Raw genomic sequence first — 17,297 nt, forward strand, 5'->3', positions numbered from 1 at the left:
CGCCCAGATAAGCGCGAACGTGACGATCCGGGCCGGCTGCAGATCCTCGCCGAAGATCCACACCGCGGTCACCAGCTGCATCGTCGGGTTGATGTACATCAGCATCCCGATGGTGGCCAGGTTGAGGCGCTGGGTGGCCGCCGCAAACAGCATCAGCGGCAGCGCCGTCATCAGCCCGGACATGGCCAGCAGAAAGTCGGTGACGCCGTCGTGGCCGGTGAACACCGCGTGCCCCTGGCTGCTCTGCCACAGCGTGTACAGCCCCACCAGCGGCAGCATCGACAGGGTCTCGAGCCACAGCCCCGACACCGCATCCACCGGCACCTGCTTGCGCACCAGCCCATAGAGCCCGAAGGTGCCCCCCAGAAACAGCGACACCCAGGGCAGGCTGCCGAGGGCCACGAACTCGTTGCCCACCGCCGCCACGGCCAGCCCGACGGCGGCCCACTCCTTGCCGTTGAGGCGCTCCTTGAGCACCAGCATCCCCAGCACCACATTCACCAGCGGCACCAGGAAGTAACCCAGGCTGCCGGCGATCACCAGCTGCTGGTCCACCGCCCACAAAAAACCCAGCCAGTTGGCCCCCACCAGCCACGCGGCCGCGGTGAGGCGCAGCAGCGTGCCGGGCCGCCTCAACGCCGCCCCCACCTGGCTCCAGCCGCGCCGGGCGGCGAGGATCAGGGTGACCACCAGGCAGGCCCACAGGGCCCGGTTGCACAGCACGTCGGCCGGGCTCACGTGGCCCAGCTGGCGAAAGAACAGCGGAAAGAAGCCCCAGATGCCATAGGCACCCAGGCCGAAGGCGATGCCGAAGAGGGTTTTACCTTTGTCCACGCTCAAACCCGGGGAGAAATCGGACATGCACGGTAGCACTCTCCGCCTCAAAACGAGCTTGGGGTTTTCCGCGAGAGGCCCGCTCGGGCCTACAATGGTGACATTCCATTGCAAGGGCTGCCCAGCATGTTGATCATCTTCAAATCCCCCGCCAGCGGCGACGTGATCATGTTCGAAAAAAATGGCAAGGAGATGCTGAGCGTGCTCGGCAAAGACCCGGCCGATGCGAAGGGCATCGTCACCGTCGAGCAGCTGCCCGGCGCCATCGCCGCGGTGCGCGCGGCCATCGACGCCGACAAGACGCGCCTCGCCGAGAGCGCCCCAGCCACTGAAGACGACGGCGACGCCAAGCCCGCCGGTGGCGGCGTGAGCTTCTTCCAGCGCGCGGTGCCGCTGCTCGAGCTGCTCGAGCGCTCCCTCAAGGACAAGGTGCCGGTGACCTGGGGCGTGTGACGCCCTCCACCACGGCTGCCGCCCTGCCCCGCCGCGAGCCGGCGGGCTTCCCATCACTCCAACAAAAACGCATTCGATGACTCAGCGCGACATCGACCTGGCCCTTGATATCGTCCGCGAGACCCTGCCCCACCTGGGCATTCCGCGGCACCTGTGCACCCGCAAGCTGTCGCCGGCCGGCCGGGTGCTGGGGCAATACCGGTGGCACTCCGACACCCTGCGCCTCAACCCGCGCTACCTGGCGCGGCTCTCCGACGACGACGCGCTGGACCTCCTCGACACCATGGTCCATGAGCTGCTCCACAAGGCCTCGCCCCTCTGGAAGCAGCTCCGCGACAGCTTCCGGCCTCACCCGGACATCTGGCTGAACTGCGAAAAGATCGTCGCCGAAGTCGGCCCGATGTACCTCGCCCGGCGCCGTGCCGAGGAAGCGGGCTAGCCTCAAGCCTCCGGCGGGCGACGCGCGCCTCAGGCGCTGGTGAGCTGGGCGTACAGCAGCGGCAGGCGCGCCGGCAGCTCGGAGGGCTTGCGCAAGATGGTGTAGCCGGCCGGCCCGAAGAGGTGGGGCAGGTAGCCCTGGCCCTCCTTGTCGATGGTCACGCAGAAGGGCCGCACGCCCTCCTGGCGGGCCGCGTTGAGGCTCATCCGGGTGTCCTCGATGCCGTAGCGGCCTTCGTAGTGGTCCACGTCGTTGGGCTTGCCGTCCGACAGGATCAGCAGCAGCTTTAGGGATTCCGGCCGCTTGGCCAGGATCTGCGTGGCGTAGCGGATCCCCGCGCCGATGCGGGTGTAGAAGCCCGGCTTGAGTGCCCCGATGCGGCCGCGGATGCGCGCGTCGGCGGGCTCGTCGAAATCCTTGATGCGGTGAAAGCGGATGTGATCGCGCTTGCGTGACGAGAAACCGTAAAGCCCGAACGGGTCGCCGGTGGCGCCCAGGGCCTCGGAGAACAGCCACAGGCTGTCGCGGATCACGTCGATCACCCGCTGCTCGTCGCTCACCCAGGTGTCGGTGGACAGCGACAGATCAGCCAGCACCAGGCAGCACAGGTCGCGCTCGCGCCGCTCGCAGGCCAGGTAGCCGCCGGTGCTATCCACCGCGTGGCCGGTGCGCCGGTCGGCGAAGGCACGCACGCAGGCGTCGATGTCGAGCTCGGGGCCTTCCGGCTGGTTCTTGAGCCAGCGGCGGGCCGGGGTGAGGGCCTCGAACTGGTGGCGCAGGCGCCGCGCCGGGCGCAGCAGGTGGGCGGGCAGCTCGCAGGGCGCGGCGTTGCGCGGGTCGAGCAGCGTGAGGCTGCACATGTCGCGCTTGAGCTGCTGCTTCTTCCAGTCCCACTCGGGCAGCAGGATGCCGCTTTGCAGCGGGATGTCGTCGTGGGCGGCGGAGGGCAGGTCGAGGTCGAAGCGCAGCTTAGAGGCCGTGTCGCGGGTGTCCTGGGCCACCGAGATGCGGTCCATGTCGGCCGCGGCGCGGGCCGGGTCGTCGCTGGCGTCGTCGTCCTGGCCGCGATTGACCTTCACGTATTCGGCAAACGACAGCAGGCTCTCGGCCCGGAAGGGCAGGTTGAGGCCGTTCTTGCCGTCGGGCATGTCCTCGCGCTGGGCCTGGCGGCGGCGGTCGGTGGCGTCCTGGGTCTTGCCGCCCTCGGGGCGCTCGGCCGGGGTGGCGGGGGGTTCGGACTGGCGCCGGTCGATGGCCACCGGCGCCGGATACAGCCACAGGGCCACCGGCGCCGGCGGGCGCTTGGCCGCCGGCAGGGCCGCCACGCTGCCGGGCTCGGCCAGCGCCTGGCGGATCGCCCGCTCGGCGGCGGCCTCGTCGGCCGGCAGCTTGCGCGGGTCCGGCCGCTCGGCGACCACGGCCTCGACCAGCCTCTGGTAACGCGACGCGAAGCCTGGAAAGGCCATCAGCGTCGCCGCGCTGGCGGCCTGGTTGGCGGCGATCCAGTTGTCGGCGGCGAGGCCGTCGGCCGGCAGGGCGGCGCCCTGGGCGATCAGCCACAGGTAAAGGTCACGGTTCTGGCTGCACTCGGGGAACAGCGCGATCTCGGCCGGCAGACGCAGGGTTTCGTCGTCCCGCGCGGCGTGGGCGGCCTTCTCGCCCACATGGGCGATGCGCGCCAGCCAGCCGCGCCGGGCGCCGTGCTCGGTCTCGGCCGCCGGCGCCACGCGCAGGCCCGGGTCGCCCCCCAGGGCGCGGAACAGGATGCCCGCGGTGCGCTCCATGTCCACCAGCCGCACCGCCGCCTGGGGGTAGCTGCGGGTCGCCGCCCGGGTGATGAAGCGGTGCCACAGCCCGCCGATGAATTCTTCCATGGTCTCGTACCGGTAATGCCTGTTCTGCCTGGCCGCCTCAGCGGGCCGTCCATGCCCCGTCGATCAGCTGCGCCGAGCCGGTGACGGACCTGGCCGCCTCGGAGCACAGGAAGACCGCGAAGGCCGCCACTTCGTCCGCCTCGATGAAACGCTTGGTGGGCTGCGCCGCCAGGATCACCTCGCGGATCACCCGCTCTTCGGGCAGGTTGTGCACCTTGGCCTGGTCCACCACCTGCTTGTCCACCAGCGGCGTGCGCACGTAGCCCGGGCACAGGGCGTTGCAGGTGATGCCCTGCTCCGCCACCTCGAGGGCCACCGCCTTCGAGAACCCCACCACCGCATGCTTGGTGGCCGTGTAGGGCGCCTTGAAGGGCGAGGCCACCAGCCCGTGGGCCGACGCGATGTTGACGATGCGCCCCCAGCCCTGGGCCTTCATGCCCGGCAGGGCCGCCTTGGTGGTGTGGAAGACCGCCGACACATTGATGGCCAGCATCTGAGCCCAGTTCTCGTCGGGGAAGGCATCCACCGCCGCCACATGCTGGATGCCGGCGTTGTTCACCAGAATGTCGAGCCCGCCGAAGGCTTCCAGCGTCGCCTCGACCAGCCCCCGCGCCGCAGCCCCATCGGCGAGGTTGGCCGACAGGTAGCCCGGCGCGGTGCCGGTCTCGGCGGCCAGCGCGGCCCGCAGCGCCTCGGCGTCCGCCGCCGGCCGCGAGCCGTGCAGCATCACCCGCGCCCCGGCCCGCGCCAAAGCCTGCGCCACCGCCAGCCCGATCCCCGAAGTCGACCCCGTCACCAGAGCCCGCTTGCCCGCCAGTTCAGCCGTTTTCATCACCTGCGCTCCTCTTTGCTCCACCCCGCCGCCGGGCCCCTGCCCGACCGTCCGGGAAACACGCCGGGAATCCTAGCGCAGCGCCGCCCCGGCCGGGTTTCTAGCGAAGGGAGAAAAGCGGAGCCGGAGAGCTTCATCGGGATCTGAATATAGCCGGGGAGAAACGGCGGCGCCCTGTTCTGGCTCAAGACGGGGGCGCGACAACGACGCAGAAAAAACCTCCCGCCCATGCAAACGGCACAAACAACGAGACTATCATCGGGGGCAACTCCTGTCCGTCATGCCCCTGAAAGCTCAAGACATGATTCCAAACGACCAACTGGAGCGGCTTCGTCGCCTGCTGAGCCACCGCAGAGTCATTTCCGCCAACGATCTGCAATACGAGCTGGGCATCTCGCGCGCCACGCTGACACGCTATATCCGCCATCTGCGCGACACCTTCGGTGTTCCGGTGGTGATCGATCGCGAGTTAGGCGGCTACCGCCTGGAGAGCAGCGGCCACGATTTCGGCCCTCAGTTCGAACTCCCAGGCCTGTGGTTCACCGCCGAAGAGATTCACGCCCTGCTCACGATGCAGCACCTGCTTGCAAACCTGGACACCAGCGGCCTGCTCGGCCCCCACATCCAGCCCCTGCTCAAGCGCCTCGGCCACATTCTCGGCAGCGCCGACGACTCGGCGGCCGAACTCGCCCGACGCATCCGCATCCAGACCGTCGGCGCCCGCAGCTTCAAGTTGGAACATTTTCAAGCGGTAGCTTCGGCAACCCTGCGCCGCCACCGTATCGTCATCGAATACCACGCCCGCGGCAGCAACCGGACGACCCGCCGCGAGATTTCGCCGCAACGCCTGATCCACTATCGCGACAACTGGTACGTGGACGCCTGGTGCCACTTACGCGAAGAGCTGCGCAGCTTCGCCGTCGACGCGATCCACCGGGCGGAAGTCCTCAGCACCACGGCCCGGGACGTCGACGACGACCGCCTCGACTGCTTCCTGGGCAGCGGCTACGGCATCTTCTCCGGGAGCGACGTGCAATGGGCCGTCCTGCGTTTCAGCCCCGAGCGCAGCCGCTGGGTCGCCGCCGAGAAATGGCACCCGGACCAACAAGGGCGCCTCCTCGATGACGGCGGCTACGAATTGCGCGTGCCCTACAGCCAGGCGCCGGAACTCTTGATGGACATCCTGCGCCATGGCCAGCACTGCGAGGTGATCGCGCCACCCGGATTACGTGAAGCCGTTCAACAGGAACACCTGTCTGCAGCAAGATTAAACGGGGCGTGATCACGATATGAGCATCACACCGCGAATAATGACGATCACCTCCCCAAAAAAGCCCAGCCCATGAAATTTCCAGCCGAACTTTTCCTTGCCCACACGGCCGAGACTGCCGACGGCAGTCCCCGCGCCCACGCGCTGGCAGAGCACCTCCAGCATGTCGCAGAAGGCGCCGCCACCAACGCAGCCTTCTTCGGCAGCGCTGACTGGGCCCGTCTGGCCGGCCTCTGGCACGACCTCGGCAAATACCGGCCGGGCTTCCAGCGCTACATACGCGAATGTGCGGATGCTCACATCGAAGGCCGGGTCCCCTCCCGCGACAAGACCCACTCGGCAGCCGGAGCACTGCACGCGATTGCCACACTCAGCGCCCGATCCGGCAGGCATGGTGAACTTGCTGCACGGGTGCTCGCCTACCTCATCGCCGGCCACCATGCCGGGCTCGACGACTGGCACGGCGGCCTCAAGACCCGCCTCGCTTCAAGCGAGGCCGACAAGGAATACACCGAATCATTGCGCAACGCGCCGCAATGGCTGCTGGATGGCAGCACCACCCCTGATCTGGCAAGCGCCGTACCCGGTGGCATGGCCACCCCGGGCGCCTTCGCTTTATGGGTGCGCATGCTGTTCTCGACCCTGGTCGATGCCGACTTTCTCGATACCGAGGCCTTCATGAATGCCGGTAAGGCCACAGCTCGAGGCAGCTTCCCGACGCTAGCCGAGATGCGCAGCGCCTACGACGCGCACATGGCCGGTTTTACCGCCGATACGCCGGTCCGGCAACTGCGCGCCGACATCCTGCGCCAATGCCGCCGCAAGGCCCTCGGTCAGCCGGGCTTGTACACCCTCACTGTTCCCACCGGCGGCGGCAAGACCCTCGCGAGCCTGGGCTTCGCCCTCGACCATGCCCTCACCCATGGCAAACGGCGCGTGATCTACGCCATTCCCTACACCAGCATCATCGAACAGACCGCCGACGTTTTTCGGGGGGTTTTCGCCCCGCTTGGCCGCGACTGCGTCATCGAGCACCACAGCCAGGCCGACAGCGCGCCGGCCGACGAAACCCCGGCATCCCGCCTCGCCTGCGAGAACTGGGACGCGCCGCTGGTCGTCACCACCAACGTCCAGCTGTTCGAGTCCCTGTTCGCTGCCCGCACATCCCGCTGCCGCAAGCTGCACAACCTCGCCGGCAGCGTGCTGATCCTCGACGAAGCCCAGCAACTGCCCCCCGAGTTCCTGCAGCCCATCCTCGACGTCCTGCGCCTGCTGGTGGGCCACTACGGCGTGACGGTCGTGCTGTGCACCGCCACGCAACCCGCACTCTCCACCACCGACTACTTCGACCCCTCCCGCAACCTGCGCGGCCTCGACTGCGCCCACGAGATCATCGATAACCCGGACGCTCTCTACGCCGCCCTCAAACGCGTCAGCGTCCGCCTGCCCGCCGACTTCACCACGCCGACGCCCTGGCCGACGCTCGCGAGCGAACTCGCCGGCCACGACAGTGTGCTCGCCATCGTCAATACCCGAGGCAGCGCCCGCGAACTCTTCCAGCTCATGCCCGAGGGCACGCTCCACCTCTCCGCCCTGATGTGCGGCGCCCACCGGAGCGACGTGCTCACCCACATCCGCCAACGCCTCGACGCCCGCCGCAAGGGCAGCGACAGCGCGCCCTTGCGCATCGTCTCCACACAGTTGATTGAAGCTGGCGTCGATCTGGACGTACCGGTCGTCTATCGCGCCCTCGCCGGCCTCGACTCCATCGCCCAGGCCGCCGGCCGCTGCAACCGCGAAGGCCGGCTCACCGAGGGCGGGCGGGTCGTCGTATTCGTGCCGCCGGTTGCCACCCCCGCCGGCACCCTGCGCAAAGGCGCGGACGCCTGCCGCAGCGTGCTCCACGGCATCACCGGCGACCCGCTCGAACGCGGCCTGTTCGAGCGCTATTTCCGCGAGTTCTACGCCAACGTCGACCTCGACAAGGAAAGCATCGTCGCCCTGCTGACGCCGGAGCAAAACCGCGACAACCCCCTGGCCACCGACTTCCGCACCGCCGCCGAGCGATTCCGCCTGATCGAAGACACCCAGGCCCCCGTCGTCGTCCTCTACCGAGGCCCCGACGGCCTCGACGAAACGGTCGACAAGCTCCTCGGCAAGCTGGCCAAGGACGGCCCCGAGCGCTGGCTGATGCGATCCCTGCAGCGCTACACCGTCAGCCTGCCGAAAGCGCTCGCCGAACGCCTGCACGGGCAAGGTGACCTGCAACTCTCGATCCCGGGCCTCTACGTGCAGGCCAATGACCTGATGTACGCCCCACAAACCGGCCTCCGAACCGACGACAGCCCCCTGCCAGCAGGCGGGCTGGTCTTCTAATCTCCCACCTCTTTCAGGAAACCACACCGCGAGCCCACCATGACAAAGTTCTGCCTCGAAGTAAGCGGCGACTTCGCCTGCTTCACGCGCCCGGAGATGAAGGTCGAGCGCGTGTCCTACGACGTGATCACCCCCTCGGCCGCCCGGGCCGTGTTCGAATCGATACTGTGGAAGCCGCAGATCCGCTGGCAAGTCACGCGCATCGAGGTGCTCAAGCCCGTTCGCTGGATCAACCTGCGGCGCAACGAGGTCGGCGCCGTCTTCTCAACACCCAGCTTGCAGCAGATGTCGAATGCCGGCAGCGGCAACCTGGGGTTTTTCATCGAAGACAAACGCCAGCAGCGCGCCGGGCTCTTCCTGCGCGACGTGGCCTACCGGCTGCACGCCGAACTCACCCTCGCCCCCGGCGCCAAGGACCCGCTCGTCAAATACTCGGAGATGTTCACCCGCCGGGCCGGCAAGGGGCAGTGCGTGAATCAGCCTTACCTCGGCTGCCGCGAATTCGCCGCCGACTTCCGGCTCATCACCGACCCGGGTCTCGAAGCCTCACCCATCGCAGAAACCCGCGACCTCGGCTGGATGCTCCACGACCTCGACTTCTCCCGCCCCGTCGACCCGCAGCCCCGCTTTTTCCAGGCATCCATGAAAGACGGCGTTATCCAGGTGCCGGCCCTCGATAGTGAAGGGGTCAAGTCATGATCCTGCAAGCCCTGTACGACTACTACGATCGCTCCGGCAACGCAGGGAATGCGCAGTTAGCACCTCTCGGTTGGATTCAGAAACCCGTCGATTTTGTAGTTTGCATAGATAGCGCCGGCACAATGGTACAAATTGAGAGCCGACAAGACGTCGTGAAAGGAAAACGCAAACCGGGACCACCAGTTCGACTTCCCAACATTGGGAAGCAATCGATGAAACACACCAACAGTGGTACGGATGCAAATTTGCTGTGGGACAACGCCGCGTTCGCTTTGGGGGCTGGCAACGGTAATCAGAGGAAGCTCGGCAGCTTCATTAAGGCAATCGAAGACTGGCTTCCTGACGTTTCTGATGAAGGCCTGAATGCCCTTCGACATTTCCTGACTTATTTGCATCGGTCAAGCAGTGAATTGAAGCGAATACTTGCAACACACGAGGATCAGGAAGCCATTCTCACCGGGTCCCCAATTATTACTTTTCGTTTGCATTCGGACCCTCCAGGGCAACTCATTTGCTGGCGACCGAAGCTTGTGGAGGCAATTGCGTCGGCACGGAGTTCCAGTGGGCACACACCCCGAGGGCAGTGCTTAATTACAGGAAAAAGGGATGTTCCCATCGCCACGAATGAAACAGTAATCAAGGGCGTTTGGCGCACCCAACCTTCCGGAGCCAACCTGATCTCGTTCAACGAGAGAGCCTTCGAGTCATATGGCAAGACAAAGCGGCAAGGGGAAAACGCACCAGTCAGTTCGGACGCCTCGTTTGCCTACACCACAGCGCTGAACCATTTGCTGCGCGAGGGCTCCCGCAACCGCTTCCAGGTGGGTGACGCCTCCACCGTCTGCTGGGCAGAGCGGAACACCGAGTTCGATCCGGTTCTAGCCGAGATCTTCGGCCTGCACGACAACCCGGATGAAGGCGTCCGGGCGGTTGCAATGCTGTTCGAAGCCTTCAAGAGCGGGCGTTTCGACGGCACCGAGGGCGAAACCATGTACTACGTGCTCGGGCTCGCCCCCAATGCCGCACGGATCAGCGTGCGCTTCTTCCATCGGCTGAAGATGCGGGATCTGGCGCCGCGCATTCTCCAGCACTTTACCGACCTGCAGCTTGCCCACGGCCCGAACGAACCGGACCACCCTTCCCTGTTCCGCCTGCTTGCCGCCTGCGCCGTGCAGGGCAAGGCCGACAACATCCCGCCCAACCTGGGCGGCGCCGTCATCGACGCCATCCTGGCCGGCCCCGACGCCCCCTACCCCAGCCTGTGGCTCAACGCTGCGGTCAACCGCTGCCGTGCCGAACGCAATGTGGGCTACCTGCGCGCCGCCGCCATCAAGGCCTGCCTCAATCGTTCCATCCGTCGCAACCCGAAGGAAAAGGAGTTTCACCCCATGCTCGACCTCGACAACACCAACGCCGCCTATCGCCTGGGCCGGCTGTTTGCCGTCCTCGAAAAAATCCAGGAAGAAGCCTCGCCCGGGCTCAACGCAACCATCCGCGACCGCTACTACGGCGCGGCCTCGTCCACCCCGGTGGCGGTCTTCACCACCCTGCTGCGCCTGAAAAACGCGCACCTCAAGAAGCTGTCGCCCGGCCGCGCGGTGAACTTTGAAAAACTGCTCGGCGAAGTGCTGTCCTCGGTCACCGACTTCCCCGCCCATCTTCCGCTCGCCGACCAAGGCCGCTTCGCCCTCGGCTATTACCACCAACGCCAGGCCTTCTTCAGCAAGTCCGACAAAACCGAATCCAACGAGGAGAAACAATAATGGCTCTCACCAACCGCTACGACTTCGTGCTGCTCTTTGATGTGAAGGACGGCAACCCCAACGGCGACCCCGACGCCGGCAACCTGCCCCGCCTCGACGCCGAATCCGGCCACGGGCTGGTCACCGACGTATCGCTCAAACGCAAGGTGCGCAATTACGTAACCCTGAGGCACCAATACGAACGTCCTTACGATATATACGTCCGGGAACGTGCCGTTTTGGGGCGCTCGCACGTCGAGGCATTCGACAAACTAGGCATCAGCTTGGGCCAAGAAAGTCGCGTTACCATCAGCCCGGAAATCGCCAGCGCCATCAGCGAATTGAGCCTGCCCGAAGGCGTCTCCATCGAAGAAGGTGACGATGAACAGCCAGAGCTGGTGATTGCTTCCGACGTCGACAAGAAGGCGGCACAAACTTGGCTTAAAGAGGCAAAACCTGCTGCGAACGTAAAAAAGGTGCTGAACGAAGCTATCAAGCAAGCCAAAGGTCGCAAACCGACGCAACACGAATCGGACAGTGGCCGTGAGTGGCTCTGCAAGAACTTCTTTGACATCCGCACCTTTGGAGCAGTCCTGAGCCTGAAATCTGCCCCGAACTGCGGCCAGGTCCGCGGCCCCGTCCAGCTCACCTTCGCCCGCTCCATCGCGCCCATCGTGGCCCTGGAGCACTCCATCACCCGCATGGCCGTCGCCACCGAAGCGGAAGCCGAGAAGCAGCAAGGCGACAACCGCACCATGGGCCGCAAGCACACCGTACCCTATGGCCTCTACATGGCCCACGGCTTCGTCTCGTCCTTCCTCGCCAAGCAGACCGGCTTTGATGACGAAGACCTCGAACTGCTGTGGCAGGCGCTGGAGCAGATGTTCGAGCATGACCGCTCCGCCGCCAGGGGCGAAATGGCGACCCGCGGGCTGTATGTTTTCAAGCACGACAGCGAGCTCGGCAATGCTCGCGCCCACGAGCTGTTCGAACGCATTTCGGCCAAGCCGCTGTCCGACATCCCGCGCAGCTTTGCCGATTTCGAGGTAACAGTGAACGACGCCGACCTGCCCACCGGTGTCAGCCTGATCCGCCGGGTCGGCTAGCGTTCGCCCTACACCGGGGTGTTGGCCGCGTCTGACTGGCCAACACCCCGGGCAAGGCATTCGCCCAACCATTGTGTCGGCGATATCACCGATCGGAGGAAAGCTCGAACGCTATGGACAACGACCCAATCCCCCTTTCCGCACTCCAGCACTGGGCCTATTGCCCGCGTCAGTGCGCACTGATCCACCTCGAACAGGCCTTCGAGGAAAACGTCTACACCCTTCGCGGTCAGGCCGTACACAACCGTGCCGACCAGGCCGGCGTCACGCTGCGCGCCGACCTTCGCGTCGAGCGCGCCCTACCGCTCTTCAACGACCGCCTGGGCCTCGTCGGCAAAGCCGACGTGGTCGAGTTTCTTGAAGACGGCACGCCCTACCCGGTGGAATACAAGCACGGCTCCCGTAATAAGAAAGCCGCCATCGCCGCCTGCGACGACCTGCAACTCGCCGGCCAAGCCCTGTGCCTCGAGGAAATGAGTGGCAAACCTGTGCCGGAGGGCGCCCTCTTTTACGCCAGCTCCAAACGTCGCCGGATCGTGCCGATCACGTCCGAATTGCGTGATGCCGTGGAGACGGCTACGCGTGAGATCCGTGCAATGCTCGCCACCGGCACCACGCCGCCACCGGTAAATGACGAGCGCTGCCGCGCCTGCTCCCTGCGCGACCTGTGCCAACCAGAAGCCCTAGCTCACGCCGATCAACTCGGCGCCCTTAGACGCGCGCTCTTCGATCCGGATGCTTGAATCATGCAACTCCTCAACACGCTCTACGTCACCACCCCCGAAACCTACCTGCACCTCGAGAACGACACGATCCGCGTCGAGGTCGAGCGAATGACCCGCTTGCGCGTGCCACTCCACCATGTGGGCACCGTGGTGTGCTTCGGCAATGTGCTGCTGTCCACCCCACTGATGCACCGGCTTGCCGACGATGGCATCGGGCTGGTTCTGCTGGACGGCAACGGACGCTTCAAGGCTCGCCTCGAAGGCCCGGTTTCGGGCAATGTTCTGCTACGCCAAGCGCAGCACCACTGCAGTCAGGATGCTGATCGCAGCCTTGCCATCGCCCGTTCATGTGTCGCCGGCAAGATCAAGAACGCCCGACAAGTGTTGCTGCGGGGCGGGCGGGAGGCGAAAGAGTCGAATGACGCGGCCGACCTGACCCGCGGCGCCGACGATCTGGCCGCAGCCCTGCGAGCCCTGTCTGCGGCAACAGATCTCGACACCCTGCGCGGACTCGAAGGCGAAGCCGCACGCCAATACTTCGCCCGCCTCAAGCTCATCGTCCGCCCCGAGGCACGCGAGCACTTCTCGATGAACGGCCGCAGCCGCCGCCCACCCCGTGACCGCTTCAATGCGCTGCTTTCCTTCCTCTACTCCATGCTGATGAACGACTGCCGTTCAGCCGCCGAAGCGGCTGGGCTGGACCCACAGGTCGGCTTCCTCCACGCCCTGCGCCCCGGCCGTGCAGCCCTGGCACTAGACCTGATGGAAGAGTTCCGAGCCATCGCCGACCGCGTCGCTCTCACCCTCATCAACCGCGGTCAGATCGGCGCACAAGACTTTGTCGAACGCGAAGGCGGCTCGGTGCTGCTCGAAGGCGACGCCCGCAAATCAGTGGTTGTTGCCTGGCAGGAACGCAAGCAGGAAGAGCTAAGCCACCCGCTGCTCGAACAACCCATCCCCCTCGGCGTGGTTCCCTTGGTTCAGGCTCGCCTGCTCGCCCGCAGCCTACGCGGGGAAATGCCCGACTATCTGCCCTTTGTCATCCGCTGAAAGCCCCCATGCTGGTCATCGTCTGCTACGACGTTAATACCGAAACCAAAGCGGGCAGGCGACGCCTTCGCCGCGTCGCCAAAGTCTGCGAAAGCACCGGTCAACGAGTTCAAAAATCGGTCTTCGAATGCCAGGTCAACCTCATGCAGTTCGAAACGCTCGAACGCAGCCTGCTGGCCGAGATAGACCCCACCGAAGACAACCTGCGCCTGTACCGCCTACCCGATAGCCGCGGCTCAGAAGTCCGCGAACACGGGACTTTCCGCGCAACGGATTTCAACGGCCCCCTGGTGCTGTAATATTGCATTGCGCGAACCCCAAGTGACCACGTTTCCCCCGGAAGCTTCGCGCACGCGTCAAACCTTTGATTTATTTGTGAAAGCAAAAAAACCGTCCCCTTCTCCCCTGATCGCCGTCAGCGTTAACATGCAGGTTCGCGCAACGTGGACTTTTTTCGACGGCAAATCAGCTATTTGCATGTGAAGAGATTCGCCCGTCAGCAATGACGGGCGTGGATTGAAACTTTTGGAGTCTCCCATGCTCAAACGCGGTAGCTCCGATTCGCCCGTCAGCAATGACGGGCGTGGATTGAAACAAATATTTAATCCGGGGGGGAGCGGCAAGAACGTCGATTCGCCCGTCAGCAATGACGGGCGTGGATTGAAACCTGATCGCACAAGCAAGCCGCGCGAAAGCCGGCAGATTCGCCCGTCAGCAATGACGGGCGTGGATTGAAACCTCACCATCGACTTCCTGGAGCTGACCGCACGCTCGATTCGCCCGTCAGCAATGACGGGCGTGGATTGAAACTCGAGTCATGGCCTTCGGACGGCCGGAGCCGGAGGATTCGCCCGTCAGCAATGACGGGCGTGGATTGAAACGATCCCCCGATGATCCCCTGCGCCTCGAAGGACGGATTCGCCCGTCAGCAATGACGGGCGTGGATTGAAACAGGGTGCGGGCGAAGCCCGCGCCCCTTGGACTCGTGGATTCGCCCGTCAGCAATGACGGGCGTGGATTGAAACATCGTGACGCGGGGTGTGGAGGCGCGGGTGGAGTACGATTCGCCCGTCAGCAATGACGGGCGTGGATTGAAACACCAAAGCGATGATTACCGGCTGGCAGATGAAGGCGATTCGCCCGTCAGCAATGACGGGCGTGGATTGAAACTCGCGACGGGCACGCGTTACGACGCTGCCGGTAGCAGATTCGCCCGTCAGCAATGACGGGCGTGGATTGAAACTTGAAATATAGCAATCTTTGAGCCGATTAAAAAAAAGGATTCGCCCGTCAGCAATGACGGGCGTGGATTGAAACGCGTTCCTGCTCGGTCATGGTGCCACCCCCGCCGAAGATTCGCCCGTCAGCAATGACGGGCGTGGATTGAAACATCATCGTCAATCCCTGCCTTTCGTGGGTTGGTTTGATTCGCCCGTCAGCAATGACGGGCGTGGATTGAAACATGGCGGGGGCAGTTAGGCGGTGGGGGTGCTGCGGATTCGCCCGTCAGCAATGACGGGCGTGGATTGAAACGGATTTCTGCGGTCGTCAGCTGGCCGTAGTTCGCTGCGATTCGCCCGTCAGCAATGACGGGCGTGGATTGAAACGGACGTTGCAGCCGGAACGATTGTGCGCCATCGCGCGATTCGCCCGTCAGCAATGACGGGCGTGGATTGAAACCGCCCGGGCGATGTGGTCGTGATTCATCACACGGGATTCGCCCGTCAGCAATGACGGGCGTGGATTGAAACGCCCATGTCCCAGCGCATCAGCTGGACTGACCGAAGATTCGCCCGTCAGCAATGACGGGCGTGGATTGAAACCGGGTTGAATATTTGCATGTGCCCGTAGTCACCTGGATTCGCCCGTCAGCAATGACGGGCGTGGATTGAAACTACCTCAAGTGCTCAGACGGATAACCGGCGCGTAGATTCGCCCGTCAGCAATGACGGGCGTGGATTGAAACATTTCAGCCCCCCGGCGCGGATCATCATTGCATCGATTCGCCCGTCAGCAATGACGGGCGTGGATTGAAACAAGCGCATCCGGGTTTACAGCGCTCAGATGAACGCGATTCGCCCGTCAGCAATGACGGGCGTGGATTGAAACATTGCCGACGATCTGCAGGGCTCACGCGTGCTCGAGATTCGCCCGTCAGCAATGACGGGCGTGGATTGAAACTTCAATGTCCCGCTCTATTGCGGCGACCTGCTGGGATTCGCCCGTCAGCAATGACGGGCGTGGATTGAAACCGCTCTACCGGGCCGGAGTGACGAAGGCCGACGTGGGATTCGCCCGTCAGCAATGACGGGCGTGGATTGAAACGTTGCCGATCAGCGCCAGCGTCTTGCCCACCTCGGGCGATTCGCCCGTCAGCAATGACGGGCGTGGATTGAAACTGTTCCCGTACTGCACTTCCTTCAGCATTTCGTAAGATTCGCCCGTCAGCAATGACGGGCGTGGATTGAAACGTGGTCAAGCACACCACCGGCACCCCAACCTACGGATTCGCCCGTCAGCAATGACGGGCGTGGATTGAAACAAGGCTTGTTACGATGAGGTTGAAGCGTCCACGCCGATTCGCCCGTCAGCAATGACGGGCGTGGATTGAAACAGGTCTCTGTCTTCGCCCTTGTCGCCGCTCTCAATGATTCGCCCGTCAGCAATGACGGGCGTGGATTGAAACCACTAATGTGCCGGATGTTCTTGCGCACACCGTTGATTCGCCCGTCAGCAATGACGGGCGTGGATTGAAACCGCATTGACCGTCCTGGGTATTCGGAAATACTGCGATTCGCCCGTCAGCAATGACGGGCGTGGATTGAAACACTGGCAAACGCTGGGTTACGAGTCGGCTGCGGATGATTCGCCCGTCAGCAATGACGGGCGTGGATTGAAACCAGGCGCTGCGCCCGCTGATCGCCCGTGTGACCCGGATTCGCCCGTCAGCAATGACGGGCGTGGATTGAAACATCCGCCTGCGCACCCAGTGGCGCACCGGCTTCAACGATTCGCCCGTCAGCAATGACGGGCGTGGATTGAAACGACGATGACGTCATCCCCCCCGGTGTCGAACGCACGATTCGCCCGTCAGCAATGACGGGCGTGGATTGAAACTGAGCTAGATCAAGGGTCAAAGATGGAAAAGGAAGAGATTCGCCCGTCAGCAATGACGGGCGTGGATTGAAACATCAGAGAACCACGGGTTATCCTGCCAATTGACGATTCGCCCGTCAGCAATGACGGGCGTGGATTGAAACACCTGGAACAATCGGTAATGGTCGGAAGCGCGTGCGGGATTCGCCCGTCAGCAATGACGGGCGTGGATTGAAACATTACGTCGCAGTAGCCTGCGAACAGCTCCGCTACGGATTCGCCCGTCAGCAATGACGGGCGTGGATTGAAACCATATATGAGTTGGCATTGATCGCTGGTATCCAAGGATTCGCCCGTCAGCAATGACGGGCGTGGATTGAAACTTATTCGAGGCGGAGGGTAGCACCCTGTTTCATTGATTCGCCCGTCAGCAATGACGGGCGTGGATTGAAACTGTATGGTTCAGGGCGACAAACATGAAACACGTCGAGATTCGCCCGTCAGCAATGACGGGCGTGGATTGAAACACCACCTTGGTGATGAATCGTGCGTGGTTGGCACGCGATTCGCCCGTCAGCAATGACGGGCGTGGATTGAAACCGTCCATAAGCTGCTGTCCGACCAGATCAAGCGGCGATTCGCCCGTCAGCAATGACGGGCGTGGATTGAAACATCATGTCGCCGTCAGGGTTCGCCAAGATCCTGGAGGATTCGCCCGTCAGCAATGACGGGCGTGGATTGAAACACACAGCGTCACCAGACAGGAAAGAGCGACGCGGACGATTCGCCCGTCAGCAATGA

At 64.1% G+C, this 17,297-nt stretch carries 13 protein-coding genes and 1 CRISPR repeat array; of the genes, 10 read left to right on the top strand and 3 right to left on the bottom strand.

Annotation, left to right across the window (positions count from 1 at the left end):
• On the bottom strand, window positions 1-861 hold an 861-nt coding region (rarD, locus tag ZRA01_RS17540), incomplete at its 3' end, for an EamA family transporter RarD (protein WP_246093730.1).
• 99 nt (window positions 862-960) lie between these two features.
• Here rarD and ZRA01_RS17545 point away from each other — a divergent pair.
• Both ZRA01_RS17545 and ZRA01_RS17550 read left to right on the top strand, forming a co-directional pair.
• Entirely contained in the window at window positions 961-1,287 is a 327-nt protein-coding gene (locus tag ZRA01_RS17545) for a DUF1840 domain-containing protein (protein ID WP_141354617.1), read from the top strand.
• A gap of 76 nt (window positions 1,288-1,363) precedes the next feature.
• A complete protein-coding gene (locus ZRA01_RS17550; RefSeq protein ID WP_141354619.1) occupies window positions 1,364-1,726 on the top strand; it encodes a hypothetical protein in 363 nt (120 codons plus the stop codon).
• Window positions 1,727-1,755: 29 nt separating this feature from the next.
• Here ZRA01_RS17550 and ZRA01_RS17555 read toward each other — a convergent pair whose 3' ends face one another.
• The gene (locus tag ZRA01_RS17555) at window positions 1,756-3,600 is read right to left on the bottom strand and encodes a nitric oxide reductase activation protein NorD (protein WP_141354621.1); all 1,845 of its coding nucleotides are present in this window, start codon (window positions 3,598-3,600) and stop codon (window positions 1,756-1,758) included.
• 37 nt (window positions 3,601-3,637) lie between these two features.
• Window positions 3,638-4,432 carry a 3-hydroxybutyrate dehydrogenase gene (locus ZRA01_RS17560; protein ID WP_141354623.1) on the bottom strand — a complete coding sequence of 265 codons (795 nt, stop codon included), beginning with the start codon at window positions 4,430-4,432 and terminating at the stop codon, window positions 3,638-3,640.
• Between the two features lie 301 nt (window positions 4,433-4,733).
• Between ZRA01_RS17560 and ZRA01_RS17565 the strand changes: the two genes are divergently transcribed.
• The 8 genes from ZRA01_RS17565 to cas2 all read left to right on the top strand — a co-directional run bounded on the left by ZRA01_RS17565 (window position 4,734) and on the right by cas2 (window position 13,699).
• Entirely contained in the window at window positions 4,734-5,714 is a 981-nt protein-coding gene (locus ZRA01_RS17565) for a helix-turn-helix transcriptional regulator (RefSeq protein ID WP_141354625.1), read from the top strand.
• 60 nt (window positions 5,715-5,774) lie between these two features.
• A complete protein-coding gene (locus tag ZRA01_RS17570; RefSeq protein WP_141354627.1) occupies window positions 5,775-8,078 on the top strand; it encodes a CRISPR-associated endonuclease Cas3'' in 2,304 nt (767 codons plus the stop codon).
• 39 nt (window positions 8,079-8,117) lie between these two features.
• Window positions 8,118-8,777 carry a type I-C CRISPR-associated protein Cas5c gene (gene cas5c, locus ZRA01_RS17575; RefSeq protein ID WP_141354629.1) on the top strand — a complete coding sequence of 220 codons (660 nt, stop codon included), beginning with the start codon at window positions 8,118-8,120 and terminating at the stop codon, window positions 8,775-8,777.
• Window positions 8,774-10,540: a type I-C CRISPR-associated protein Cas8c/Csd1 gene (gene cas8c, locus ZRA01_RS17580; protein ID WP_141354631.1), complete on the top strand. Its 1,767-nt coding sequence runs from the start codon at window positions 8,774-8,776 to the stop codon at window positions 10,538-10,540. Before cas5c ends, cas8c begins: the two co-directional genes overlap by 4 nt.
• The gene (cas7c, locus tag ZRA01_RS17585; protein WP_141354633.1) at window positions 10,540-11,625 is read left to right on the top strand and encodes a type I-C CRISPR-associated protein Cas7/Csd2; all 1,086 of its coding nucleotides are present in this window, start codon (window positions 10,540-10,542) and stop codon (window positions 11,623-11,625) included. The genes cas8c and cas7c overlap by 1 nt, the downstream gene beginning before the upstream one ends.
• Window positions 11,626-11,738: 113 nt before the next feature.
• Window positions 11,739-12,368 (top strand): CRISPR-associated protein Cas4, encoded by a 630-nt coding sequence (gene cas4 / locus ZRA01_RS17590; RefSeq protein ID WP_141354635.1) that lies wholly within the window; start codon window positions 11,739-11,741, stop codon window positions 12,366-12,368.
• Between the two features lie 3 nt (window positions 12,369-12,371).
• Window positions 12,372-13,400, top strand: coding sequence for a type I-C CRISPR-associated endonuclease Cas1c (gene cas1c, locus ZRA01_RS17595; RefSeq protein WP_141354637.1), 1,029 nt, complete (start codon window positions 12,372-12,374; stop codon window positions 13,398-13,400).
• Between the two features lie 8 nt (window positions 13,401-13,408).
• Window positions 13,409-13,699: a CRISPR-associated endonuclease Cas2 gene (cas2, locus tag ZRA01_RS17600; RefSeq protein WP_141354639.1), complete on the top strand. Its 291-nt coding sequence runs from the start codon at window positions 13,409-13,411 to the stop codon at window positions 13,697-13,699.
• A gap of 187 nt (window positions 13,700-13,886) precedes the next feature.
• A CRISPR array of direct repeats spans window positions 13,887-17,241; the repeat unit is 37 nt; unit sequence GATTCGCCCGTCAGCAATGACGGGCGTGGATTGAAAC.
• The last annotated feature ends 56 nt before the right edge of the window (window positions 17,242-17,297 follow it).

Source organism: Zoogloea ramigera, from assembly GCF_006539865.1.
GTDB classification, from domain to species: domain Bacteria; phylum Pseudomonadota; class Gammaproteobacteria; order Burkholderiales; family Rhodocyclaceae; genus Zoogloea; species Zoogloea ramigera.

Coding starts and splice junctions, on each gene's coding strand:
- ZRA01_RS17545 (WP_141354617.1), top strand. CDS start 961: ATGTTGATCATCTTCAAATCCCCCGCCAGCGGCGACGTGATCATGTTC.
- ZRA01_RS17550 (WP_141354619.1), top strand. CDS start 1,364: ATGACTCAGCGCGACATCGACCTGGCCCTTGATATCGTCCGCGAGACC.
- ZRA01_RS17555 (WP_141354621.1), bottom strand. CDS start 3,600: ATGGAAGAATTCATCGGCGGGCTGTGGCACCGCTTCATCACCCGGGCG.
- ZRA01_RS17560 (WP_141354623.1), bottom strand. CDS start 4,432: ATGAAAACGGCTGAACTGGCGGGCAAGCGGGCTCTGGTGACGGGGTCG.
- ZRA01_RS17565 (WP_141354625.1), top strand. CDS start 4,734: ATGATTCCAAACGACCAACTGGAGCGGCTTCGTCGCCTGCTGAGCCAC.
- ZRA01_RS17570 (WP_141354627.1), top strand. CDS start 5,775: ATGAAATTTCCAGCCGAACTTTTCCTTGCCCACACGGCCGAGACTGCC.
- cas5c (WP_141354629.1), top strand. CDS start 8,118: ATGACAAAGTTCTGCCTCGAAGTAAGCGGCGACTTCGCCTGCTTCACG.
- cas8c (WP_141354631.1), top strand. CDS start 8,774: ATGATCCTGCAAGCCCTGTACGACTACTACGATCGCTCCGGCAACGCA.
- cas7c (WP_141354633.1), top strand. CDS start 10,540: ATGGCTCTCACCAACCGCTACGACTTCGTGCTGCTCTTTGATGTGAAG.
- cas4 (WP_141354635.1), top strand. CDS start 11,739: ATGGACAACGACCCAATCCCCCTTTCCGCACTCCAGCACTGGGCCTAT.
- cas1c (WP_141354637.1), top strand. CDS start 12,372: ATGCAACTCCTCAACACGCTCTACGTCACCACCCCCGAAACCTACCTG.
- cas2 (WP_141354639.1), top strand. CDS start 13,409: ATGCTGGTCATCGTCTGCTACGACGTTAATACCGAAACCAAAGCGGGC.